The sequence below is a fragment of the Paraburkholderia fungorum genome, from assembly GCF_900099835.1.
Lineage (GTDB): Bacteria > Pseudomonadota > Gammaproteobacteria > Burkholderiales > Burkholderiaceae > Paraburkholderia > Paraburkholderia fungorum_A.
This window is the reverse complement of record NZ_FNKP01000002.1, coordinates 200,702-223,483: the sequence shown is the minus strand read 5'-3', so window position 1 is coordinate 223,483 and position 22,782 is coordinate 200,702. Positions and strand designations below refer to the sequence as shown.

At 60.2% G+C, this 22,782-nt stretch carries 15 protein-coding genes, 2 tRNA genes, 3 rRNA genes and 1 riboswitch; of the genes, 6 read left to right on the top strand and 14 right to left on the bottom strand.

Features of this window, described 5'->3' with window-relative positions:
- Positions 1-107 precede the first annotated feature (107 nt).
- Positions 108-1,712 (bottom strand): nitric oxide reductase transcriptional regulator NorR, encoded by a 1,605-nt coding sequence (gene norR / locus BLS41_RS17355; RefSeq protein ID WP_074767007.1) that lies wholly within the window; start codon positions 1,710-1,712, stop codon positions 108-110.
- A 116-nt stretch (positions 1,713-1,828) separates the two neighbouring features.
- On the opposite strand from norR, the gene hmpA reads away from it, so the two are divergent.
- The gene (gene hmpA / locus BLS41_RS17350; RefSeq protein WP_074767005.1) at positions 1,829-3,010 is read left to right on the top strand and encodes an NO-inducible flavohemoprotein; all 1,182 of its coding nucleotides are present in this window, start codon (positions 1,829-1,831) and stop codon (positions 3,008-3,010) included.
- Between the two features lie 45 nt (positions 3,011-3,055).
- Here hmpA and BLS41_RS17345 read toward each other — a convergent pair whose 3' ends face one another.
- Positions 3,056-3,568 (bottom strand): DUF3455 domain-containing protein, encoded by a 513-nt coding sequence (locus BLS41_RS17345; RefSeq protein ID WP_074767003.1) that lies wholly within the window; start codon positions 3,566-3,568, stop codon positions 3,056-3,058.
- 148 nt (positions 3,569-3,716) lie between these two features.
- Here BLS41_RS17345 and BLS41_RS17340 point away from each other — a divergent pair, with 148 nt between their 5' ends.
- Positions 3,717-4,115, top strand: a complete 399-nt coding sequence (locus BLS41_RS17340; RefSeq protein WP_074767001.1) for a carboxymuconolactone decarboxylase family protein — start codon at positions 3,717-3,719, stop codon at positions 4,113-4,115.
- Positions 4,116-4,555: 440 nt separating this feature from the next.
- Here the strand turns inward: BLS41_RS17340 and rrf are convergent.
- The 5 genes from rrf to BLS41_RS17315 form a co-directional block, all read right to left on the bottom strand.
- Positions 4,556-4,669: ribosomal RNA gene (gene rrf, locus BLS41_RS17335) — 5S ribosomal RNA — on the bottom strand.
- 166 nt (positions 4,670-4,835) lie between these two features.
- A 23S ribosomal RNA gene (locus tag BLS41_RS17330) occupies positions 4,836-7,715 on the bottom strand.
- A 322-nt stretch (positions 7,716-8,037) separates the two neighbouring features.
- Positions 8,038-8,113: transfer RNA gene (locus BLS41_RS17325), tRNA-Ala, on the bottom strand.
- Positions 8,114-8,170: 57 nt separating this feature from the next.
- Positions 8,171-8,247: transfer RNA gene (locus BLS41_RS17320), tRNA-Ile, on the bottom strand.
- 64 nt (positions 8,248-8,311) lie between these two features.
- Positions 8,312-9,842 (bottom strand): 16S ribosomal RNA (locus tag BLS41_RS17315).
- The 16S, 23S and 5S rRNA genes sit together here with 2 tRNA genes alongside, the layout of an rRNA operon.
- A gap of 927 nt (positions 9,843-10,769) precedes the next feature.
- On the opposite strand from BLS41_RS17315, the gene BLS41_RS17310 reads away from it, so the two are divergent.
- On the top strand, positions 10,770-12,728 hold the full coding sequence (locus tag BLS41_RS17310) for an FUSC family protein (RefSeq protein WP_074766999.1): 1,959 nt from the start codon (positions 10,770-10,772) through the stop codon (positions 12,726-12,728).
- A gap of 277 nt (positions 12,729-13,005) precedes the next feature.
- On the opposite strand, the gene BLS41_RS17305 is transcribed toward BLS41_RS17310, so the two are convergent.
- Both BLS41_RS17305 and BLS41_RS17300 read right to left on the bottom strand, forming a co-directional pair.
- A complete protein-coding gene (locus tag BLS41_RS17305; protein ID WP_074766998.1) occupies positions 13,006-13,746 on the bottom strand; it encodes a CbtA family protein in 741 nt (246 codons plus the stop codon).
- Between the two features lie 11 nt (positions 13,747-13,757).
- A complete protein-coding gene (locus BLS41_RS17300) occupies positions 13,758-13,979 on the bottom strand; it encodes a CbtB domain-containing protein (RefSeq protein WP_074766996.1) in 222 nt (73 codons plus the stop codon).
- Between the two features lie 52 nt (positions 13,980-14,031).
- A riboswitch (adenosylcobalamin (AdoCbl) riboswitch) is annotated at positions 14,032-14,118 on the bottom strand.
- Positions 14,119-14,212: 94 nt separating this feature from the next.
- Here BLS41_RS17300 and BLS41_RS17295 point away from each other — a divergent pair.
- Positions 14,213-14,806: a histidine phosphatase family protein gene (locus BLS41_RS17295; RefSeq protein WP_074766994.1), complete on the top strand. Its 594-nt coding sequence runs from the start codon at positions 14,213-14,215 to the stop codon at positions 14,804-14,806.
- Positions 14,807-14,870: 64 nt separating this feature from the next.
- Here BLS41_RS17295 and BLS41_RS17290 read toward each other — a convergent pair whose 3' ends face one another.
- From BLS41_RS17290 to BLS41_RS17270, 5 genes are all read right to left on the bottom strand, one after another.
- A complete protein-coding gene (locus tag BLS41_RS17290; protein ID WP_074771005.1) occupies positions 14,871-15,311 on the bottom strand; it encodes a hypothetical protein in 441 nt (146 codons plus the stop codon).
- A 129-nt stretch (positions 15,312-15,440) separates the two neighbouring features.
- Positions 15,441-16,448, bottom strand: coding sequence for a hypothetical protein (locus BLS41_RS17285; protein WP_074766993.1), 1,008 nt, complete (start codon positions 16,446-16,448; stop codon positions 15,441-15,443).
- A 48-nt stretch (positions 16,449-16,496) separates the two neighbouring features.
- Complete coding sequence (locus BLS41_RS17280; protein ID WP_436972040.1) at positions 16,497-17,780, bottom strand: MFS transporter; 1,284 nt, start codon at positions 17,778-17,780, stop codon at positions 16,497-16,499.
- Positions 17,781-17,854: 74 nt separating this feature from the next.
- Complete coding sequence (locus BLS41_RS17275) at positions 17,855-18,937, bottom strand: hypothetical protein (protein ID WP_074766989.1); 1,083 nt, start codon at positions 18,935-18,937, stop codon at positions 17,855-17,857.
- Positions 18,938-19,010: 73 nt separating this feature from the next.
- Complete coding sequence (locus tag BLS41_RS17270; RefSeq protein ID WP_074771004.1) at positions 19,011-20,063, bottom strand: porin; 1,053 nt, start codon at positions 20,061-20,063, stop codon at positions 19,011-19,013.
- Between the two features lie 203 nt (positions 20,064-20,266).
- Between BLS41_RS17270 and BLS41_RS17265 the strand changes: the two genes are divergently transcribed.
- Both BLS41_RS17265 and BLS41_RS17260 read left to right on the top strand, forming a co-directional pair.
- Positions 20,267-21,184, top strand: coding sequence for a LysR family transcriptional regulator (locus tag BLS41_RS17265; RefSeq protein WP_074766988.1), 918 nt, complete (start codon positions 20,267-20,269; stop codon positions 21,182-21,184).
- Between the two features lie 77 nt (positions 21,185-21,261).
- The gene (locus BLS41_RS17260; protein WP_074766986.1) at positions 21,262-22,779 is read left to right on the top strand and encodes an ATPase domain-containing protein; all 1,518 of its coding nucleotides are present in this window, start codon (positions 21,262-21,264) and stop codon (positions 22,777-22,779) included.
- The last annotated feature ends 3 nt before the right edge of the window (positions 22,780-22,782 follow it).

Genomic DNA, 22,782 nt, shown 5'->3' with positions numbered 1-22,782 from the left:
ACCGTACTATGAACGAGGCGCTACGGTCTGCGAAGTTCGCATTTTTGCAGCGGTCCTCGGGCTTTTCCTAAGGCTCGCTCGACAGCCTGTGAATGAAACGCCACAGCTTATTTAAGGCCGAGACGTTTCGCGAGGCGGTTCAGGTTGGCCCGATCGAGCCCTAGCTCGCGCGCCACTGCAGCCCAATTCTGGTTGTGACGCGCCAGCGTATCGAGAACCATGTTTCGCTCGAATTCCGTCACTGCGCTGCGAAAATCCTTCGACACGTTCTGCGCTCCGTCAGCCGCCGCTGTTTCCTGAGCCGACGCCGATATCAATGCCGATGCATCGGACAACGCAAAGTCGGCGGCGGTCAAAGTCAGAATGCGCCGGCGTTCGCGATTCGCGGCGAGTGCCTTGAGCGCGCTGCGGCCGATCAGATGCTCGAGTTCACGCACATTTCCCGGCCATGAATAGCGCAGCAACGCAGCCTGCGCATCTGCCGCGAGACGAAGGCTCAACAGCCCAAGCCGCGAGCGATTTTCTTCGAGGAAATACCCGGCCAGCAGCAACACATCGCGGCCGCGTTCGCGCAACGGCGGCACACGTAGCGGATAAACACTCAGCCGATGATAAAAGTCCGCACGAAACCGGCCCGCGCGCACCTCTTCCGCGAGATCGCGATTCGTTGCGGCGATCAGCCTGACATCGACCTTGTGTTCGCTATCGGAGCCGATCCGTTGCAGTTGTCCGTTCTGCAGAACCCGCAGCAGTTTTGCCTGCGCGACGAGCGGCAACTCACCGACTTCATCGAGGAAGATCGTGCCGCCATCCGCGAGTTCGAATTTGCCGCGCCGATCCGCCGACGCTCCAGAAAACGCGCCGCGCACGTGGCCGAAAAGTTCGCTCTCGACCAGCGTATCCGGCAATGCCGCGCAGTTCAGGCTGATCAACGGCTTGTTCGCGCGCGACGACAACGCGTGAATCGCGTTGGCCACAAGCTCCTTGCCGACGCCCGTCTCGCCGGTAATCAGCACGGTCAGATCGCTGCCCGCGACGACCTCGATTTCCTTGACCAGCTGACTTTGAGCATCGCTGCTGCCGATCAACTCACGATGCGTGCCGCTGCTCGCCTGGCGATACGCTTCGGCGCGGCGACGCTCCTCCTCGCCGGTGCGCGCGAGCGTGTCGATGCGCTCCACGACGCTGACGGTCGCGGCCGCCAGGCTGAGGAAGGCGCGAAACGAGGCCATGTCGAGCGAATCGAAACGCGCCGGGTCCAGTGCGTCGAGCGTGAGCAGGCCCCACGGTTGTCCACGAATAAACAGCGGACAGCCGAGGCAATCGTGAACATGAAGTTTGCCGGCGACACCTTGCACGAGGCCGTCGTAGGGATCGGGCAAATCGGAATCGGCGGCGAAACGGGTGGGTTCGGCGCGCGATAAAAGCTGCGCGAAACGCGGATGATCGCCGACGCGAAAACGCCGGCCGAGCGTGTCGCTGCTCAAGCCGTCGATAGCGAGCGGCACCAGCGTGTCGCCCTCCAGACGCAATAACGCGGCGGCATCGCCGGGAAACAGCGTACGCAGACTGCTGAGCAAGCGGCGATAGCGCTCGCGATCGGACAACTCGCGCGACAGGTCGAGGATCAGCGGCGTGAGAGCATCCAGCAGCGCTTCTGCAGTCAAACTGACTGCCTTACTGGTCTCTTTGACCAGGGTCGAATCGACCATTATCGAATCCAGATCGTTGATTTACCTACAGTTTATACCTGGCACGAATCATGGATAGATAGACGCGTTCAGCCGCAGTCCGGCTGACTGCTCATCCATCACACAGGAACGTCACCATGCTCACCGCCGAACACCGCGCCATCATCAAAGCCACGGTTCCCCTCCTCGAAAGCGGGGGCGAAGCGCTGACCACGCATTTCTACAAGATGCTCATGAGTGAACATCCCGAAGTGCGTCCTCTGTTCAATCAGGCCAATCAGGCCAGCGGCGCGCAACCGCGCGCGTTGGCCAACGGCGTGCTGATGTACGCGCGCCATATCGATCAACTCGAACAGCTTGGCGGACTCGTCTCGCAGATTATCAACAAGCATGTCGCGCTGAATATCCAGCCGGAGCATTATCCGGTCGTCGGACAGTGTCTGCTGAGATCGATCCGCGAAGTGCTCGGCGCGGAAATCGCGACGGATGCGGTGATCGAAGCGTGGGCCGCTGCTTATCAGCAACTCGCCGATTTACTGATCGGACTCGAAGAGAAGATGTATTCGGAGCGAGAAGCAGCGCCGGGCGGATGGCGTGGTACGCGGGTTTTCCGCGTCGCGCGAAAAGTGCGGGAAAGCGAAGAGATCATGTCGTTTTATTTGCGTCCGGACGACAACGGCGAGTTGCTGGCGTTTTATCCGGGGCAATATATCGGCGTACGGTTAATGATCGACGGCGAAGAAGTGCGGCGCAATTATTCGCTCTCGGCAATGGCAAATGGTCACGAGTACCGCATTAGCGTGAAGCGCGAACCGAACGGGAAAGTCTCGAACTATCTGCATGAGCGCGTTAATGAAAACGATGCGGTCGAACTGTTTGCGCCGGCCGGTGATTTTAAACTCGAACCTAACGATAAGCCGCTGGTGCTGATTAGCGGCGGCGTCGGTATTACGCCGACTCTCGCTATGCTTCAAGCTGCGCTGAAAACCAATCGCGCCGTGCATTTTATTCACGCGGCCCGTCATGGCGGCGTGCATGCCTTTCGCGATGCGATTGACGCGTTGGCCGCGCATCATCCGCAATTGAAGCGCTTCTATTGCTATGAACAGCACCGCACAGGCGATGCAAATGCGCACGGTGTCGGCTATATCGACGAGAAGAGATTGGGAGAATGGTTGCCGGAAACGCGTGACGTCGATGTGTATTATCTCGGGCCGATTGCTTTCATGAAGGCTATCAAAAAGCACCTCAAGGCGATTGGCGTGCCGGAATCGCAAAGCCGGTATGAGTTTTTTGGACCGGCTTCAGCGCTTGAATAGGTTGGCGAGGTGACGGGCGGAATAAGGCATTAATGCCTTATTCCGTTATCGGTAGAAAATGTAGTCGGCGAGATAAGGCGAGCTTCCGGTTTGGTGTTCCGTCGAACATGAAGCCGAAGGCGTCAGCCCGCCGACCGTATGCACGCGCTGGACATAGCGGATCGCTGAAAGCGTGCCGCTGCCGGCCGTGCTATGCGTCTCCAGCAGGAGCTGCGGGATGCTTGCCGGGGTGGCGCTGGGCTGCTGTGCGAGTACGCGCCCCTGAATCCGGCTTCCGTCTTCCGCTTCCCAGGACGGCCCCGCACCATGGCGGACGGCCGCATGCCCGCTTGTGTCGAACAGGATTGCTTGCGGGCTTTTGAATACCCATCCCAGGCGATGCTGAGTGTCGAACTCGCATGAGTACGTTTGCACGCCGGATGCCGCCAGGCTCATCACGCGTTCGGCTTGAGGTGGATCGATGGAAGCAGCGACGGGTGATGACGATGTTGTCGTGCATGCTGCCAGCAACGACCCGGCGACGGCAGCGAAGATTAGCGACAAACGATTGCTGGGCATGGATTCACCTTGCGGAGAGGAAGGGTGAGATAAGGGCGCGCTGTACTCAGTCGACGAGCTCGGCTTCTGAGTATTGTCCGGCTCACACTACACTAAGATTCGATGCGGTACGTCACTTCGTTTCGTCACATTGTCTCGGGAGAACAGCATGAGCGATCAGGAACAGAGCGCGGGCAAAGCGCGTCGTACTCAGGTGATGGGAGCGCCCTTCGTTGATCGCGCGATGAATGGACTGGACGCGTTCAATCGACCGCTGCAAGAGTGGCTCAACGAACATGCGTGGGGCAGTACCTGGCTTCGGGAGGGTATTGATCTGAAGACGCGCAGTCTGTGCACGTGTGCGATGCTCGCGGCGCTTGGTAAGAGCACGGAGCTCAAGGGACACGTACGTGGCGCGATTAACAATGGCGCTAGCGTCGTCGAGATTCGCGAGGTACTGCTGCATAGCGCGATCTACGCAGGCGCGCCCGCGGCGGTGGAAGCGTTTCGAAGTGCGCGCGAAGTTCTTGATGAACTCGGACTTTCTATTCCCGACGAAGGTTTTTAGAGTACTTCGGGAAGGGAGATTTGCTGCTTTTGCTCGCGGATTGACTGCAGCAATTGGGATTCCAGCTTGCCTGAAATTGTGACTGGCGAAAGTGGGTCTATTTGCTCATCGCTTTTTAGCACGCGCGCAAACGATGATGCCGCGTTTCTCTGCACATTTCGGCGGTTAACCGACGCACAAACGGCGAGCGGAGAGTAATTTCATCCGTCTACACATCGCTTTTTCAAATAGATCTGGCGCGCCAAATAGATCAACGTCTGGCGCTTAAATCTGCCGACGTCAGCATCGGATGGCTGAGGGCACTCGCGGCCACTGCGAAGCGCTCGGTTATTCCTGCTCGCTTGCGCTACAACTGCCGTAGCAATCGGAGTTATCAGAACCTGGCCTGTAAACGCAGAAACCCCACCTTTGCGGGGTGGGGTTTCTGATACTGCTGGGGAGCCTGACGATTACCTACTTTCACACGGGCAATCCGCACTATCATCGGCGTGGAGTCGTTTCACGGTCCTGTTCGGGATGGGAAGGGGTGGTACCGACTCGCTATGGTCATCAGGCATGACTTGTTGTCGTGTCGCCTTTGGGGCAACACAACCAATCTGGAAGAAGTAGTTTCTGGTGATGCTCACCAGAGAAGCTTTTGGGGTTGTGCTGTTTCTGGCACAACACTGATCTCAACCGTGCGTCTCGTGTCCCTTTGCGGGAGCAAGACACACCTGTTATAGGATCAAGCCTTACGGGCAATTAGTATCAGTTAGCTTAACGCATTACTGCGCTTCCACACCTGACCTATCAACGTCCTGGTCTTGAACGACCCTTCAAGGGGCTTAAAGCCCCGGGGATATCTCATCTTAAGGCGAGTTTCCCGCTTAGATGCTTTCAGCGGTTATCTCTTCCGAACATAGCTACCCGGCGATGCCACTGGCGTGACAACCGGTACACCAGAGGTTCGTCCACTCCGGTCCTCTCGTACTAGGAGCAGCCCCCTTCAAATATCCAGCGCCCACGGCAGATAGGGACCAAACTGTCTCACGACGTTTTAAACCCAGCTCACGTACCTCTTTAAATGGCGAACAGCCATACCCTTGGGACCGGCTACAGCCCCAGGATGAGATGAGCCGACATCGAGGTGCCAAACACCGCCGTCGATATGAACTCTTGGGCGGTATCAGCCTGTTATCCCCAGAGTACCTTTTATCCGTTGAGCGATGGCCCTTCCATACAGAACCACCGGATCACTATGACCTGCTTTCGCACCTGCTCGACTTGTCGGTCTCGCAGTTAAGCACGCTTATGCCATTGCACTATCAGCACGATTTCCGACCGTACCTAGCGTACCTTCGTACTCCTCCGTTACACTTTGGGAGGAGACCGCCCCAGTCAAACTGCCTACCATGCACTGTCCCCGACCCGGATAACGGGTCAAGGTTAGAACCTCAAACAAACCAGGGTGGTATTTCAAGGTTGGCTCCACGCAGACTGGCGTCCACGCTTCATAGCCTCCCACCTATCCTACACAGATCGGTTCAAAGTCCAATGCAAAGCTACAGTAAAGGTTCATGGGGTCTTTCCGTCTAGCCGCGGGGAGATTGCATCATCACAAACACTTCAACTTCGCTGAGTCTCGGGAGGAGACAGTGTGGCCATCGTTACGCCATTCGTGCAGGTCGGAACTTACCCGACAAGGAATTTCGCTACCTTAGGACCGTTATAGTTACGGCCGCCGTTTACCGGGACTTCAATCAAGAGCTTGCACCCCATCATTTAATCTTCCGGCACCGGGCAGGCGTCACACCCTATACGTCCACTTTCGTGTTTGCAGAGTGCTGTGTTTTTATTAAACAGTCGCAGCCACCAGTTTATTGCAACCCCTTCACCCTTTGCCCGCAGGGGCATCAAGCTACAGGGGCGTACCTTATCCCGAAGTTACGGTACCAATTTGCCGAGTTCCTTCTCCCGAGTTCTCTCAAGCGCCTTAGAATACTCATCTCGCCCACCTGTGTCGGTTTGCGGTACGGTCTTGTTAAACTGAAGCTTAGAGGCTTTTCTTGGAACCACTTCCGATTGCTTCTTCACCTAAGTGAATGGCCTCACACCCTTGAATTCCGCGCCCGGATTTGCCTAAGCGCCTTCTCCAATGCAAGGACCGGGACTTCCAACACCCGGACAACCTTCCGCGATCCGTCCCCCCATCGCATTTAACAATGGTGCAGGAATATTAACCTGCTTCCCATCAGCTACGCATTTCTGCCTCGCCTTAGGGGCCGACTCACCCTACGCCGATGAACGTTGCGTAGGAAACCTTGGGCTTACGGCGAGGGGGCTTTTCACCCCCTTTATCGCTACTCATGTCAGCATTCGCACTTCCGATACCTCCAGCACACTTTTCAATGCACCTTCGCAGGCTTACGGAACGCTCTCCTACCATGCACATAAATGTGCATCCGCAGCTTCGGTATATTGCTTAGCCCCGTTACATCTTCCGCGCAGGACGACTCGATCAGTGAGCTATTACGCTTTCTTTAAAGGATGGCTGCTTCTAAGCCAACCTCCTGACTGTTTTAGCCTTCCCACTTCGTTTCCCACTTAGCAATATTTGGGGACCTTAGCTGGCGGTCTGGGTTGTTTCCCTCTTGACACCGGACGTTAGCACCCGATGTCTGTCTCCCGTGATTGCACTCTTCGGTATTCGGAGTTTGCTATGGCGTAGTAATCCGCAATGGACCCCACAACCATGACAGTGCTCTACCCCCGAAGGTGATACACGAGGCACTACCTAAATAGTTTTCGGAGAGAACCAGCTATTTCCAGGTTTGTTTAGCCTTTCACCCCTATCCACAGCTCATCCCCTAACTTTTCAACGTTAGTGGGTTCGGACCTCCAGTACGTGTTACCGCACCTTCATCCTGGCCATGGATAGATCACCTGGTTTCGGGTCTACACCCAGCGACTGAATCGCCCTGTTCGGACTCGCTTTCGCTACGCCTGCCCTAATCGGTTAAGCTTGCCACTGAATGTAAGTCGCTGACCCATTATACAAAAGGTACGCAGTCACCCCTTGCGAGGCTCCTACTGTTTGTATGCATGCGGTTTCAGGATCTATTTCACTCCCCTCCCGGGGTTCTTTTCGCCTTTCCCTCACGGTACTGGTTCACTATCGGTCGATCACGAGTATTTAGCCTTGGAGGATGGTCCCCCCATCTTCAGACAGGATTTCACGTGTCCCGCCCTACTTGTCGTACACCTAGTTCTTCCTCGCTGCTTTCGTCTACAGGGCTATCACCTGCTATGGCGGCACTTTCCAGAGCCTTCGACTAACAATGAAGATAAAGAGTACAGGCTGGTCCCATTTCGCTCGCCACTACTCTGGGAATCTCGGTTGATTTCTTTTCCTGCGGTTACTTAGATGTTTCAGTTCACCGCGTTCGCTTCTCATAGCCTATGTATTCAGCTATGGATACTCCATTAGGAGTGGGTTTCCCCATTCGGATATCGGGGGATCAAAGCTCGTTTGCCAGCTCCCCCCCGCTTTTCGCAGGCTACCGCGTCCTTCATCGCCTGTGATCGCCAAGGCATCCACCACATGCACTTGTTCGCTTGACCCTATAACGGGTGTGTCTCCCGCCGTCTTCACTGGGAAGACCGCGTTTTCTCACACTCGCTACAGGTTGAGTATTCGTGTTGCGCCGTATTCCAAGGCAATCTTTCGATCACCTTTTCATACATTGATACAATCACAACCCTGATCCACCTACTCACACACCCATCTCTAAGTATGCTTTCGTGAATCTCTTTACTACTTCTTCCTGATTGTTAAAGAACGACAGCCGATATCGCGATTGCTATAACCGCGTATCCCTACTGACTGGCTCAATCGCCAATGCATAACGTTCTGCGCATTCACAGAACACTAGGCATTGAAGATTGGTGGAGGATGACGGGATCGAACCGACGACCCCCTGCTTGCAAAGCAGGTGCTCTCCCAGCTGAGCTAATCCCCCAGTCATACAGATATCACAGAGGTTTTTTATCGATTAGTGCAGCCACCGCAGAAACAGTGGTGGGTCTGGATGGATTCGAACCATCGACCCCCGCCTTATCAAGACGGTGCTCTAACCGACTGAGCTACAGACCCCTGAGTCTGTCTTGATTTACAGCCGATAAGCGTGAGCGCTCAACACTTGATGCGTTAGCTCGAGAAAGGAGGTGATCCAGCCGCACCTTCCGATACGGCTACCTTGTTACGACTTCACCCCAGTCATGAATCCCACCGTGGTAAGCGCCCTCCTTGCGGTTAGGCTACCTACTTCTGGTGAAACCCACTCCCATGGTGTGACGGGCGGTGTGTACAAGACCCGGGAACGTATTCACCGCGGCATGCTGATCCGCGATTACTAGCGATTCCAGCTTCACGCACTCGAGTTGCAGAGTGCGATCCGGACTACGATCGGTTTTCTGGGATTGGCTCCCCCTCGCGGGTTGGCGACCCTCTGTTCCGACCATTGTATGACGTGTGAAGCCCTACCCATAAGGGCCATGAGGACTTGACGTCATCCCCACCTTCCTCCGGTTTGTCACCGGCAGTCTCCCTAGAGTGCTCTTGCGTAGCAACTAGGGACAAGGGTTGCGCTCGTTGCGGGACTTAACCCAACATCTCACGACACGAGCTGACGACAGCCATGCAGCACCTGTGTTATGGCTCCCTTTCGGGCACTCCCACCTCTCAGCAGGATTCCATACATGTCAAGGGTAGGTAAGGTTTTTCGCGTTGCATCGAATTAATCCACATCATCCACCGCTTGTGCGGGTCCCCGTCAATTCCTTTGAGTTTTAATCTTGCGACCGTACTCCCCAGGCGGTCAACTTCACGCGTTAGCTACGTTACCAAGTCAATGAAGACCCGACAACTAGTTGACATCGTTTAGGGCGTGGACTACCAGGGTATCTAATCCTGTTTGCTCCCCACGCTTTCGTGCATGAGCGTCAGTATTGGCCCAGGGGGCTGCCTTCGCCATCGGTATTCCTCCACATCTCTACGCATTTCACTGCTACACGTGGAATTCTACCCCCCTCTGCCATACTCTAGCCCGCCAGTCACAAATGCAGTTCCCAGGTTAAGCCCGGGGATTTCACATCTGTCTTAGCGAACCGCCTGCGCACGCTTTACGCCCAGTAATTCCGATTAACGCTTGCACCCTACGTATTACCGCGGCTGCTGGCACGTAGTTAGCCGGTGCTTATTCTTCCGGTACCGTCATCCTCCCCGGGTATTAACCAGGAAGTTTTCTTTCCGGACAAAAGTGCTTTACAACCCGAAGGCCTTCTTCACACACGCGGCATTGCTGGATCAGGCTTGCGCCCATTGTCCAAAATTCCCCACTGCTGCCTCCCGTAGGAGTCTGGGCCGTGTCTCAGTCCCAGTGTGGCTGGTCGTCCTCTCAGACCAGCTACAGATCGTCGCCTTGGTAGGCCTTTACCCCACCAACTAGCTAATCTGCCATCGGCCGCCCCTGTAGCGAGAGGTCCTAAGATCCCCCCCTTTCCTCCGTAGAGCGTATGCGGTATTAATCCGGCTTTCGCCGGGCTATCCCCCACTACAGGACACGTTCCGATGTATTACTCACCCGTTCGCCACTCGCCACCAGGGTTGCCCCCGTGCTGCCGTTCGACTTGCATGTGTAAGGCATGCCGCCAGCGTTCAATCTGAGCCAGGATCAAACTCTTCAGTTCAAACCTGTTACTGTTTTTCGGTTCCGTTAAGAACCGGTCGCTCACTCAACGTACTGACGAATGATTCATCTGTCCGAGGACAGAAAAACCTTCCTTTCATTACTGTGTGAGACTTGATGCTTTTGCTTTGCAGCAGACCCCGAAGGATCCACTCGCATCGCGTATCAAGCGCCCACACTTATCGGCTGTTAATTTTTAAAGATCGATCCGCTCACAAAACTGCGCCCACTTCAACCACCCGGCACCGCTTCGTTCTGCGTCGCTGCGTCTGCAGCAGAGAAACGAGATTATGGCGATCAGACCGAACCCCGTCAACCCTCTTGTGCAATTATTTTCTAAAAAATAAGAGCGCTATAAAAATAGGCACTTTCGCACCAATTGCAAATTAGTTAGTCATCCGACTCAATTTGAGATGCGCTGTTATAGCGTGCCTAAAACGACAGCACATCCGTAACGACATCCCGAGCATCGGGACATGGACACGTGGCCGACCGAGAATGAACGTCAGCCTCGTCACGAGCCCGGTCGAACGATGGCAGGTAACTCAGGGCGCTCGCGCCGTCTATATGTGTAGAGATCGCCGCCGCTCCCACACGCAACTGCTATTTGTCCACCGCAGTCCGCAACCAATCCGCGCGCCGCGAACCAGGAGCCAAAGAGCACCACGGTCCCCAAATATTCGCCGCCTCAATTTTGACAAGCTATCATCCGGGAAAACCCGAACCTGCCGATGTGCTGCCCCACCCTTTGCAGCGCGTCCGGCGTGCTTGTTCGAGGTTATCGCCCGTCGTCGGACGGGGCTTTCAGCCGGTGATCCCGGCACGAGGGTCCAATCCGGCGATACAAAGGTGGCGGGTCCCGCGTGATCCGCCCTGCCGCGATCGGCCAAAAGCCGATGGCGGCCACTTAGCCTGGACATCATCGATCATGATTGCTGCCGCGTTTTCGCGCGTCGCCGACCGTCTGCTAGCCGCGGACCCCGGACTCGTGCGCCTCCACACCGCGCTGCGCGTCGCGCTTGCCTGCCTGCTGACTGGCGTGGCGAGCATCGCGTGGACCGTCGCCCATCGCCAACCCGTCATCCTCGCTGCGCCCGGCGTCCTGTTCGCGATGGTCGCGCCGCTGTTCCTGCGCGACGCCCGGCGCTCCGCCTGGTTCGCCACACTCACCTACCTCTATCTGTGCGCTTGCGCGTGCTTCGCCGTCGCGGCCGTGCTGAGTCGCTACCCGTTGGCCGCCGATGCGGGCTTTCTGCTCGTGATGTTCATCGGCATGCTTTGCCAGGCCTGCGGCCCGCGTGCGCTGGGTTGCGCGATGCTGGGCGTCGTGTGTTTCTACCTCGGCCTGTATCTGCATCCGTCGATCGCGCATCTCACGCAATCGCTGATGTTTTCCGCCTTCGGCCCGTTGATGGTCGCGCTGATCGGCCGCGTGGTCTTGCCGCTGCGTCCTGCTGCCACGTTCCGGCTCGCCATTCACACGCTGACGCTGCGTGCGTCGCGTGTGCTCCATACGCCAGCCGCCGCCAATCTCTCCGCGTTGAACGAAGCCGCGCTGTCGCTGGAGGAGCAGCTCGCGTTGCTCAACCCATCCGACGCGGGCACGGTTCGCGAGCGGATTGTCGAAGTCGAAGTGGCGGCCGGGCAGCATGCCTTCGCGTCGAGCCACGCCGCCGGGCACAACGCCCCGACCACAGCCGACATGCTTCGTCACGCGATGACGCGGCTCAGGGAACTGACGCATCGGCACGCTTCGTTTGTGCCGGCCAGCAACAACGCGATCGCTTCGCCGTTCTCCCGACGCCTCGCCGACATGCGCGCCAAACTCTGCTGGTTGCCTGCCACACGCGCCACGACTGCGGCGTTTCTGGCGATGCTGATCGGCCATTCGCTCTCCCCCGAGCGCTGGTTCTGGGCCGTCATCACGACATTCGTCGTGTTTCTCGGTACGCGATCTCGCGCCGATACGGTCTATCGCGGCGCGCAGCGTCTGGTCGGCACGCTGGCTGGCGCGCTGGTCAGCGTCATGCTGGTCGCGCCGCTGCACGACTCGCCGACACTATTAGTAGCTGCGATGGTGCTCTGCGTGTTCGGTTGGGCGTACTTCATCCTCAGCGCTTACGCGCCGGGGGTGTTCTTCATTACCGTGCTCGTGGGGTTGGTCTACGGCGAACTGGGTTTCGCCATGGGACCGCTGGTCGAATTGCGGATCGAGGAAGTGCTGGTGGGCTGCATCGTGTCGTTCGCCGTCGCCATTCTGATGATGCCGCTTTCGGCCACCCGTCATGTCGAGGTTCGGCTGGGCGCTGTGCTCGGAGCGCTGCGCGAGGTGGTCCGGCTTGCGGCGGGTGCGGGTGCGGGTGCTGGTGCTGGTGCTGGTGCTGGTGCTGCTAGCGTGAGCGCGTCTGAAACGCGTGCTGCCATGCGCCGGCTGGATCGTGGCTGGCACGATCTTCGGATTGCATTAAAGCCGCTGCAAACCCAGCGTGTAGTGACGTGGAATCCCGATGTCGAACTAGCCACGGGTTCGCTGCTGTGCTGCCTGCATTGGGCGCGGGTGTTGAGCGATCCGGCGCGGCGCGGGATGCCGTCTAACGAGGAAGCGGCGGCGCTCAATGCGGCGGATATCAGCGCGGCCCATGTCGAATCGATCGTGGCGCGACTGGACTCGCTGATCGCCCGATACAACGGACAGCCGAGCGGTTCGGCGCGTGATGCAACGAACGAGCGTGCGTCGGCTGCAGTGGGGATCGAGGTCGATCCGGCAAAATCACCGGCGCTGGCTCAACTGGATGGCGCGGTCGCGCAACTGTTCGACCGGTTGACGCAGCCTACCGGGAAAGCGCGACGCATGTTCAACTGGGCGTTGCGGGGAAAAGGGGTGTGAGACGAGGGCGAGTTGCCGCGTCTGCGTGCTTATCGCGGCAACTCGCGGCAACTACGGAGACGAATACAGGAACAGCTACCGGCCAACACGAGAAACCCGGCGAACTTGTCCACAGAAAATGTTCGCAAGCCTGTGGATAACCTATCCACAACCGGGCCAAGTCCTTGATACCAAACCAGAGTCGAGCCTTGCGCACCTGGCGCGACCGCTTACACAGTCGCGCCGTAAGCACCGGAGCGCCAGAAGTACCGACAAGCGCCCCAGTGCCAGGCCAGCCTCAAGCCGACTTCGCCACGCCACGCACATTCAGCCGTGCGAAATCGCTGCGCTCGACCAGCGCGCCGAACAGCAGCCCGATCGTCGTCCACATGATGACCTGCATGCCGATCGCGGCCACCCGGAACTTCCACAGCAGCACCGCCGGGAAAGCCGCCGGCACTTCGTTGATGACCGGCATCGACAGTTGCACTGCCGCGATGATCACGATAAACACCAGTCCCGCGACAATCGAGCCGTTCCACGCGCCCAGCTTCAGCACCGCGCGGCGTCGCACCTTCAGCGAGAACACCATCGCGGCGATCGAGATCGCGATCATCAGAAAGAACAGGCCCGTGCGCATCCCGATCGTCTCGGGGTCGCCTACCGATGGCGGATTAGCCGGGTACTTGATATTGGGTACGATCACCAGCGCAATGAACGCCGCCAGCGCGAGCCACGCGGACAACGCGCGCACGCCCAGCACGCCGACACGTCCGTACGCATACGCGAACACCAGCGAGAACAGACCGCCGACCGCCGCGCCGAACGTCACCACGCCGGTCAGCAATCCGAGGCCCGCCTGGGTCTCGCGGCTCACGAGTTCAGGCTCGGGCGCTTCGCCTTTGGCGGCGTCTGCCTTTTCTTCGAACGAAATGGCCTGATCGACCTGCGGCTCGCCTACCAGTCGCGCGAAGCCGAACGTGAGCAGTCCCGCGGCGATGCCGGCGAGCATCCCGCGTACCAACAATTTACCAACCATGTCCGGCTCCGTTAGTGGCAGGGAAAGCCGAGCAGATGGCGACCGTCGTGCACGAATTCATGCACGTACATGCCGGGCACCAGCGACGTGGCACCTTCTTCTGCACCAACGAAGTAAATCGCGAGCAATAACAGCAAGCCGCCGAATACGACCCAAGGCAGCAACTCACGCAACGGGATAGGCGTGGGTTGCGCAACGGGCTGGGTCGCGGAATTGAAAACGGTGTCGTTCATAGTGACATCTCCTGGGGGTAGCGCGCCCCGAAAGTCGATTGCAAAGGAATGGTGCGAAGCTCAGGTCTGGCTTTCGGCTTGCGATGCCGATTACAGTGGCGCGACCGCGCCGGGCTCTCACCGGCTTCCGTGCTTCGCAGTCCCGCTATTCTACGCGCTAAACTCGGGCCTCCGCGACCCTGGACGTGCCGTCCGCGCCGCGTTTCGGCATCGTTTGAACGGAAATGAAAAGAATGGACCTACGACTGTTACTGGTCAGCCACGCGTCGACGGCCGCGCAGCGCGCAGGCCGCTTTCCCATCGACGACGACGCGCTCGACGCCCGTAGCATCGGCGAAACGGAAGCTGTGCGGGCGCGTATGGCCTTTTCCGGCGATGCCGCCGCGTTCGTCAGCCCGGCGGTTTGCGCGCGCGAAACGGCCTCAGCACTCGGACTGGCCGCGACGGTCGACGAAGCTCTGGCGGATATAAATTACGGCAGATGGCGTGGCCAGCGGCTCATCGACATAGCCAACGAAGCGCCCCAGGAACTCGCCGCATGGACACGCGATCCCGACGCCGCGCCGCCCGGAGGCGAGTCGTTCGCTGCGCTCGTGAAGCGGGTGGGAGCGTGGCTCGACGCGTTGAACCCTACGACTGCGGACCACGCATCGAACCATCCGCGCCATGTCGTTGCTGTCACGCATGCCCCGCTGCTGCGGGCCGCGATTGTGCATGCGCTGGGGGCATCGCCCGAGATATTTGCGCGGATTGAAATCGCGCCGCTGTCGCTGGTCGAATTGCGGCGCTCGTCGCGCGGCTGGACATGGCGGCCGTCGGCAAGCTGACTGTCGCCGCCGTTCAACTTCAATTTATCGGGACACCGCAGCTACTCATTAACTAGCCCGCCGGTCACTGACCCGATACCACCAGCCGCAGTTTGTTCGAACCCGTGGGCGTCAGCGTGATGCCGGTCCGCTTGCCTTTATCGCCGACATAAAAGTGCTGGCGTCCCGGTGAATTCTGATCGTGAGTCGCTTCGGGCAGACACGACGCGATGTCGGCTGCGACCGCCTGCAACGCGGCGGCATTCGAACCGGCGTCGTGATGCGGCGTCCACGTGCACTGGTAGCTGCCTGGGCTCGCAGCACATTGGGCATCGTCGCCGTAGGGTTGCGCGATGCCTTTGCCATCCTCGGGTGTCATTGAAGCCAGGCCGCCCGGCGCCGCCGCCACGATTCGTTTGAGCGACGCGCACGGGCTGGGGGCATCGTCGGCCTGTGCGCTGCAGGGCAACAGCGCACCTAGCGATGCAGCGGCAAGCGCGGTGGCGAGTATTCGGGTTTTGTTCATGTCGACACGCTCCTCGGACGGTGGCGTGCGGATCATCAACATCGATCCGCGTGGTCACTGCTGCGGTAGCAGGCTTTGTGCCCATGCTGGCCCGACCGACGTGATCGCCAAGGCTCATCGCGAACACCGTCAGACGCCAAATACCGCCGCCAGCCCCTGCTCAGAAGCAAACATCCCGTTCGCATCGTGCCCGACGCCATCGATCACGAACGTCCGGTGGGTCGCCAATCCTTGCGGATGCCGCAACGCCATATACCGCGCGTACGCGAGCCCACGCTCAAGCCGGTTCGTGCCTTGGGTCATCGCCGCACATGAGCGGTCGAGCGCGGGATGCTGCGGATCGCAATCCGCGCCGCCCAGCAGCACGGTGACATCGGAGCGCGCATAGCGTGCTTCGAGCCCGTCGGCGGATGCCGCGCCATCTTCGCCACGCGTGTAAGCGGGCAAATCTTCGAGCCCATATTTCCAGCGATTGAACGACGGACACCGAGCCGCATCGAACGCAGCGAACTCGCCGGATGCCGTCGGACGCATTGCATCGAAATACACATACGACGACGGATTCGCGACCACATACCGCAACCCGACACCCCGCGCGGCCAGCGACGCCTGCTCGCGCGCCACCACCGCATAGCGATGCACCACCTGCGCGCCGCCCGAATGCCCCGCGATCACGACCTCGGTCAGCGATGCAAAGCGGTCGTCCGAAGCGAGCGTCTGCACGATGGCATCGAGCACGTCGAACGAACTGAGCGGCGCCGGACCTTCGGCCTCGCCACCGCCCATCCAGCTGGTCCACTCCCAATGCAACGTGGATGGCGGGACCTCATGCGCGGCCACATCGGCGGTCGCGAGAAACTGCGGCACGATCAGCAGCGTATCGGCGGCGCTGCCGCCCGCCAGCGCGCAGGCCCGCTGTGCGAGGTCGAAATACGTATCGGCATTGCGCAGGCGGCCGTGAATCAGAATCACCGCGCGTTCGATGCCGCGCGCGGGGAGAAGCCAGTCGCCGTTCGCGAACACCGGCACGGTGCCGCTGCCCGCATCGGTCGTGACAGTCAGATGCCGGTTCGCGACGACCGCCACCGGACGTTCATTGGGCGCGCGCTCGTCGTCTGTAATCAAAGGCTGGGTCATGCAATGAGCTCGTGGTTAATCTGCCAGGGGGCGCCGCGCGCCACCGTGCTAATGAGCGGCGGGTCGCGCCGCCGTGCCGCGCGGCTCGCGTCCCGAGCGCGTGAAGTACACCATCGCAAGCGAAACGAAGCCGGCAAAAATCAGGTAGAACGCGGGCGTGAGACTGCTGCCGGTCACGCGCGTCAGACCGGTGATGGTGAGCGGCGCCATGCCGCCGAACAGCGTCACCGCGATGTTGTACGACAGCGCCACGCCCGCCGAGCGGCTGCGCACCGGGAACAGCGTCGCGAGCATGCCGGGATGCGAGCCGGACATCGCCGCGAGAAACACTGTGGCGACGAGTTGCGCGATGAACAGATGCCCCGGCGTCGGATTCGTCACGACGAACTGATACAGCGGATACACGCAGACCATCCACGCAATCACGATTGGATAGAACAGACGGTAAGCGCCGTAGCGGTCGGCAAGCTTGCCCGACAGCGGGAACAGGAACAGATTCAGCACGCCCGACACGAACGCGCCGAGCAGCGCGGTGGATAACGGCAAATGCAATTGCCGCTCGACATACACCGACAGATACGAGTGCCACACGTAATTCGTCGCCGCGCCGACGATGATCACGCCCATCGCGCAGATCGCCGCATCGCCGTTGTCGCGGAAAAACTGCCGGACGGTGACGCGCGGCGGCTTGTCCTTGCTATCGCGCAGGCGTTCGAATTCCGGCGACTCCGCCACGCGATGCCGGATATAAAACCCGAACGGCCCCGCCAGCGCGCCGAACAGAAACGGCAGACGCCATCCCCACGACACCAGTTGTTCATGCGTCAATTGCGTGGTCAGCAGGTAGCCGACGCCCGACGACAGCAGCAACGCAAACGCCTGCGCCGACATGTTGAAGCTGCCATAGAACATCTTCTTGTGCGGCGGGGCGTACTCGACCAGCATCGCCGACGCGGTCGCGAACTGTCCGCCGACCGACAGCCCTTGCAGCAGCCGCGCGAGCACTACCAGCAACGGCGCCGCGATACCGATGTGCGCGTAACCGGGCGTGAGGCCCATCAGCAGCGTGCTGGCGGCCATCGAGATGATCAGCAGCGAGAGTGCCTTGCGACGCCCGGCGCGATCCGCGTAAATGCCGAGCAGAATGCCGCCGATCGGCCGCACGATGAAGCCGACCGCGAACGTGGCCAGCGTCAGCATGATCGACACGAAGCCGTTGCCGCCAGGAAAGAACACCTGCGCGATGATCTTCGCGAAGTAGCCGTAGATCAGAAAGTCGAACCACTCGAGCCCGTTGCCGAGCACTGACGCGAAGATCGCGCGCCGCACCATCGCCGGACTCAAAGCGTTTGGCGTGTGGTCGTTGGCGGAGCTTGCGCCTTCGCGTCGATGGAAAGTCGCTTCGCTCATGGCTCGCATCCTTGGGTATCGAACATCGCCGCGAGCGCGCAGACCGACGTCAGCATCCGCGCGCCGTTGTGGCCGACGCCCGGCACGATATGAAAACTCTGTTGCAGATGATCCGTATGACGCGCGCGGATATAACGGTAATACGCTTCGGCACGCGCGACGCGCTGCGGCCCTTGCGCCTCGGCGGCACAGGTTTTATCGAGCGCGCTTTGCTGCGGATCGTCATCGTCGCCGCCGACCAGATAATCGATCCGGCGCGCGGCATAGGCCGCTTCGAGTTGCGCAGGCGAGCGGTCGTCGAGATAAGGCGGCCGCTGGTCCATGCCGTATTTCCATTGATTGAAATCGGGGCACTGTGCTGCATCGAACGGCGCGGCGACGCCTTGCGCGTTGGGCCGCTGCGCATCGAAATACGCATACGTGGACGGGCTCGCCACCACATAACGCACGTCGATGCCCTCATCGGTCAGCGCGGCGATGTTGCGTGCGGCGACCGCGTAGCGCTGCACGACCTGCGCGCCGCCCGAGTGTCCGGCGAACACGACGTGCCGCAGATTCGGGAACAGCTTCCGATCGGCGAGACGCGTGACGATCGCGTCGAGCACGTCGTACGAACTGATCGACACAGGCGCTTGCGCCGCTTCGCCGCCCATCCAGCCGTTGCCGCTCCAGCGCAGCAGATCGGCGGGCTCGTCGTGAATGCGCAGATCGAGCGTGGCGAGAAATTGCGGCGCGATCAGCAACGTCGCGTCGGGGTCCGCATGCGCCGCGTCGCGGGCCTTCTGCGCGGTGCGGAAATACACGTCCGCATTGCGCAACTTGCCGTGAATCACGATCACCGCGCGCGTGATCTGCGGCTGCGCGACGCTCCAGTCTTTCGACAGATACAACGGAAATTCGGCGTGCCCTTGCGGCGTGTCGAGCGTGAAGCGCGTGTCCGCGATCGTCGCCACCGGCTTCAGATGCGGCTCGTACGCATGCACCGCAAGTGCAGGCTGCGCGAACGACAGCAGCATCGCGCTGCTCGCCGAAGCAGCCGCGCACAGTCGCGCGAGATATCGAGAGAAATTGATAATCATCCAGCCTGACTCCTGATCACCGTGCAGTGGGTTAAACGCAGCGCGTCGCCGAATCCGTTTATGGAAACGAAAGTTAGAAACGATGCCGGATGCCGAGCGTCACGCCGGTCTGATCCGGACCGAACGCGGTGTCGCTCGTCACGCCGACCGGCGTGTACTGACCATCGGCATAACGGGTGGCCGCAGCGTAGGCGACGGTCGCGTAGACGTCGGTTCGTTTCGACAGAATATAGTCCGCGCCCAGCACGCCCATCAGCGCGTTCGACACGTTGTCCGCCTTGTTGCTCTGGTAGTAAGCGGCCAACGTCACGCGCAGTTCCGGCTTGACCAGATAACGCACGCCGCCAAACCACAATGCCGACGACACCGACTTGCCTTTAGTCGGGTTATACAGATAGTGCTCGTAGCCGCCCATCAGCGTCGCGTCGCCGATCTGCTCGCGAGCCGACGCGCTCCAGTTGCGCGATTTGGTCCACAGGTTGCTCGAATTGATCGCGCCGTTGCGGTAGTCGTACGCGAGCGCCGCCGCGAAGCTGCCGATGTTGTAGTCGAGCGCGCCGCCATACGCGGCACTGCTCTGAAACGAATCCGCCGAGCCGCCGAAACTGTAGACGCCGGTCGCCGTCAATCCGCCGAAGTGGCCTACGTACTTGACCGAATTGTTCACCCGCGCCTTGAACGAAAAGCTGTCCGACAGGCCGGTGCTCGGCATCCACGTGTATTGCTGGCCGAACACCATCGGATCGTATTTGATCAGCGTGTCGTACATGGCCGTGTACTGCAAACCCGCCGACACCGCGCCGTACGCATTCGCCAACCCGACCGCCGCCGTCCGGTTGAACAGCACGCCGGCGCTCGCATTGGTGCCGTCGTTGCCGTTGAATCCCCCTTCGAGAATGAAGAACGCGCGATTGCCGCCGCCGAGGTCTTCGTCGCCCCGGAAGCCGAAGCGCGAATTGCTCAGGCCGCCGGAATTCTGACGCACCAGCGAACCGCCGTCCGCGCCCGCATGGTTGAGAAATTCGAGGTTGGTGTCGATTACGCCGTACAACGTCACCGACGACTGCGCGTGCGCGCCTGCACAACTCACCATGGCCAGCGCGGCCGCTGCGTATTGTTTTTTCACCGAGGTCGTCTCCATTTCGTTTTGTTCTTCGCATGTCTCAGCGCCCCCCCTGGAAGGGCTGGATCGATGCGATGGACGAGATCGTAGGAGCGCCGCTGGCAAATGTAAAATACCTGTTTTATGCACTGTCCATATTTATTAGATATGGCATTGAGTCGCGTCGAAACGGACGACGGCCACTGCCAGCAAGGAGACGGAACACCATGGAACTGCGCCATCTGCGCTACTTTCTGACGGTCGCCGAAGAAGGCCAGTTCACGCGCGCCGCCGAACGGCTGTCGATGCAACAGCCGCCGCTTTCGCAACAGATCCGCGCGCTGGAAGAAGAGATCGGCTTCGAGCTGTTTATCCGCATGCCGCGCGGCGTGACGCTCACACCGGCAGGCCACGCATTCGCGGACGACGCACAACGTCTGCTGCAAAACCTTCAAGCCTCGGTGGACAAAGCCAGCCGGATCGCGCGCGGCGAGCTCGGCACGATCTCTATCGGGTTGACCAGTTCTGCTGCGTTCCATCCGTTCACGACCGAGACGATCCGCGAGTTCCGGGCCGTGTATCCCGAGGTGTCGGTGGAACTCGCCGAACTCAACGCGGCGGAGATTATCGAGCGCCTCGCGGCGGGCCAGATTCAGGCGGCGTTTCTGCGCAAACCGGTCGATGTGCGCGAGGGCGTCGCGTTCGAACTGTTGCTCGACGAACCGATGGTCGTCGTGCTGCCGGTCGGGCATCCGCTGCTCAAAGGCCGCGGGAAAGACGGCAGGAAGCCGCCGCAAGTTTCGCTGAAGGCGCTCGCGCACGAAGATTTCATTCTCGTGAGACGCCCCGGCGCGCCAGGCATGTACGCGGATATCCTCGCCGCGTGCCGGCAGGCGGGGTTCGTCCCGCGAGTCGCGCGCGAGGTGCCGCGCATGGTGTCGGGTATCAACCTCGTCGCGACGGGCATGGGCGTGACGCTGGTGCCCGCGTCGATGCAACGTTACGACCAGCTCGGCACCGTGTATTGCACGCTGACCAACCCGTCCGGGTTGAGCGCGCCGCTGCATCTCGCTTACCCCGAAGCGCTGCACAACAGCGCGGCGACGCGGTTTATCCAGTTAGTTCAGGAGCGCGTTCGCAATTGAATGGCACGTAAATTGCAATCTCGCCGTACCGGACGGGCAAACGCCCGCCATTCCAATACGACGCAGACCGCTACGCCATGTCAAACAAACCTGCCGCTGGTACGACCGGCCGCCTTTCCTCCGGAATCGACGGGATCGATAACATTCTGGGCGGGGGCCTGACACCTCGTCGCATGTACCTCGTGGAAGGGGCGCCCGGCACCGGCAAAACTACCCTCGCGTTGCAATTCTTACTTAAAGGTGTCGAGGAAGGACAGCGCGGCCTCTATATCACGCTGTCGGAGACACGCTCCGAGTTGATCGCGGTCGGCGAAAGTCATGGCTGGGACGTCAGCCGCTTCACGATTCTCGAACTGCTTTCGGACGAAGGCCTCGATCCGCAATACGAGCAGACCGTGCTGCATCCGGCCGAGGTCGAACTCGGCGAGACCGTGCGCAACGTGATCAAGCAGGTCGACGACCTCAAGCCCACGCGGATCGTGCTGGACAGCCTGTCGGAATTGCGGCTGCTGTCGCAGAATCCGTTGCGGTATCGCCGGCAGATTCTCGCGCTCAAGCGCTATTTCGCGACCCGCGAATGCACGGTCCTGCTGCTCGACGACAACTCGTCCGAGCCCGGCGACGTGCAGTTGCACAGCATCGCGCATGGTGTCATCAGCCTCGACAACATCGCCCACGATTACGGCGGCAACCGGCGCCGCGCGCGCATCGCGAAGATGCGCGGCATCAAGTTCCGCGAGGGCTACCACGACTTCACGCTCGACACGGGCGGCATCAATGTCTATCCGCGCCTGGTGGCGGCGGAGCATCACGCCGAGTTCGACACGCAAGTCGTCAGCACCGGCACCGACGGACTCGATGCGCTGCTTGGCGGCGGCCTGATTCCGGGCACCAACGCGCTGATGATCGGCCCGTCGGGGGTCGGCAAGACGACCACCGTGGTGTCCTGCCTGATCGCCGCGCTCGAACGCGGCGAACGCTGCGCTTACTACGTGTTCGACGAAACGCTCACCACACTGATGATCCGCTGCTCGACACTCGGCATGCAGCTCGCGCCGCACGTCGAAAGCGGCTTGCTGACGCTGCGCCAGATCGATCCCGCCGAGATTTCGCCGGGCGAGTTTGCGAGCAACGTGCGCACCGCGGTTGAGAAAGACAACGTGCGCTACGTCGCGATCGACAGTCTCAACGCCTATCTGCAGGCGATGCCCGGCGAGCGCTACCTGCTACTGCAGATGCATGAACTGCTCGGCTATCTGAACCAGCAAGGCGTGATCACGATGCTCGTGCTGGGGCAGCACGGCATCATCGGCGAAGTGCAGAACGATATCGACATCAGTTACCTCAGCGACGTGGTCGTGCTGTTCCGCTACTTCGAACACCACGGCGAAGTGCTGACCGCCGTCACCGCCGTGAAAAGCCGCGCCAATGCGCACGAGCGCTCGATCCGCCAGTTCCGTCTGGGCGTGCGGGGCGTGGAGGTCGGCGAAGCGTTGCGCGACTTCGAAGGCGTGCTGTCCGGACTGCCTTCGTATCGCGGCAGCACCGCGCTGCTCGGCGCGACGGAGCGTGTCATCGAAACGGTCCGGCAGTAATGG

What these genes read in the sequence shown, in the direction of transcription:
- norR (WP_074767007.1), bottom strand. Translation starts at nt 1,712, where the DNA reads ATGGTCGATTCGACCCTGGTCAAAGAGACCAGTAAGGCAGTCAGTTTG.
- hmpA (WP_074767005.1), top strand. Translation starts at nt 1,829, where the DNA reads ATGCTCACCGCCGAACACCGCGCCATCATCAAAGCCACGGTTCCCCTC.
- BLS41_RS17345 (WP_074767003.1), bottom strand. Translation starts at nt 3,568, where the DNA reads ATGCCCAGCAATCGTTTGTCGCTAATCTTCGCTGCCGTCGCCGGGTCG.
- BLS41_RS17340 (WP_074767001.1), top strand. Translation starts at nt 3,717, where the DNA reads ATGAGCGATCAGGAACAGAGCGCGGGCAAAGCGCGTCGTACTCAGGTG.
- BLS41_RS17310 (WP_074766999.1), top strand. Translation starts at nt 10,770, where the DNA reads ATGATTGCTGCCGCGTTTTCGCGCGTCGCCGACCGTCTGCTAGCCGCG.
- BLS41_RS17305 (WP_074766998.1), bottom strand. Translation starts at nt 13,746, where the DNA reads ATGGTTGGTAAATTGTTGGTACGCGGGATGCTCGCCGGCATCGCCGCG.
- BLS41_RS17300 (WP_074766996.1), bottom strand. Translation starts at nt 13,979, where the DNA reads ATGAACGACACCGTTTTCAATTCCGCGACCCAGCCCGTTGCGCAACCC.
- BLS41_RS17295 (WP_074766994.1), top strand. Translation starts at nt 14,213, where the DNA reads ATGGACCTACGACTGTTACTGGTCAGCCACGCGTCGACGGCCGCGCAG.
- BLS41_RS17290 (WP_074771005.1), bottom strand. Translation starts at nt 15,311, where the DNA reads ATGAACAAAACCCGAATACTCGCCACCGCGCTTGCCGCTGCATCGCTA.
- BLS41_RS17285 (WP_074766993.1), bottom strand. Translation starts at nt 16,448, where the DNA reads ATGACCCAGCCTTTGATTACAGACGACGAGCGCGCGCCCAATGAACGT.
- BLS41_RS17280 (WP_436972040.1), bottom strand. Translation starts at nt 17,780, where the DNA reads ATGGTGCGGCGCGCGATCTTCGCGTCAGTGCTCGGCAACGGGCTCGAG.
- BLS41_RS17275 (WP_074766989.1), bottom strand. Translation starts at nt 18,937, where the DNA reads ATGATTATCAATTTCTCTCGATATCTCGCGCGACTGTGCGCGGCTGCT.
- BLS41_RS17265 (WP_074766988.1), top strand. Translation starts at nt 20,267, where the DNA reads ATGGAACTGCGCCATCTGCGCTACTTTCTGACGGTCGCCGAAGAAGGC.
- BLS41_RS17260 (WP_074766986.1), top strand. Translation starts at nt 21,262, where the DNA reads ATGTCAAACAAACCTGCCGCTGGTACGACCGGCCGCCTTTCCTCCGGA.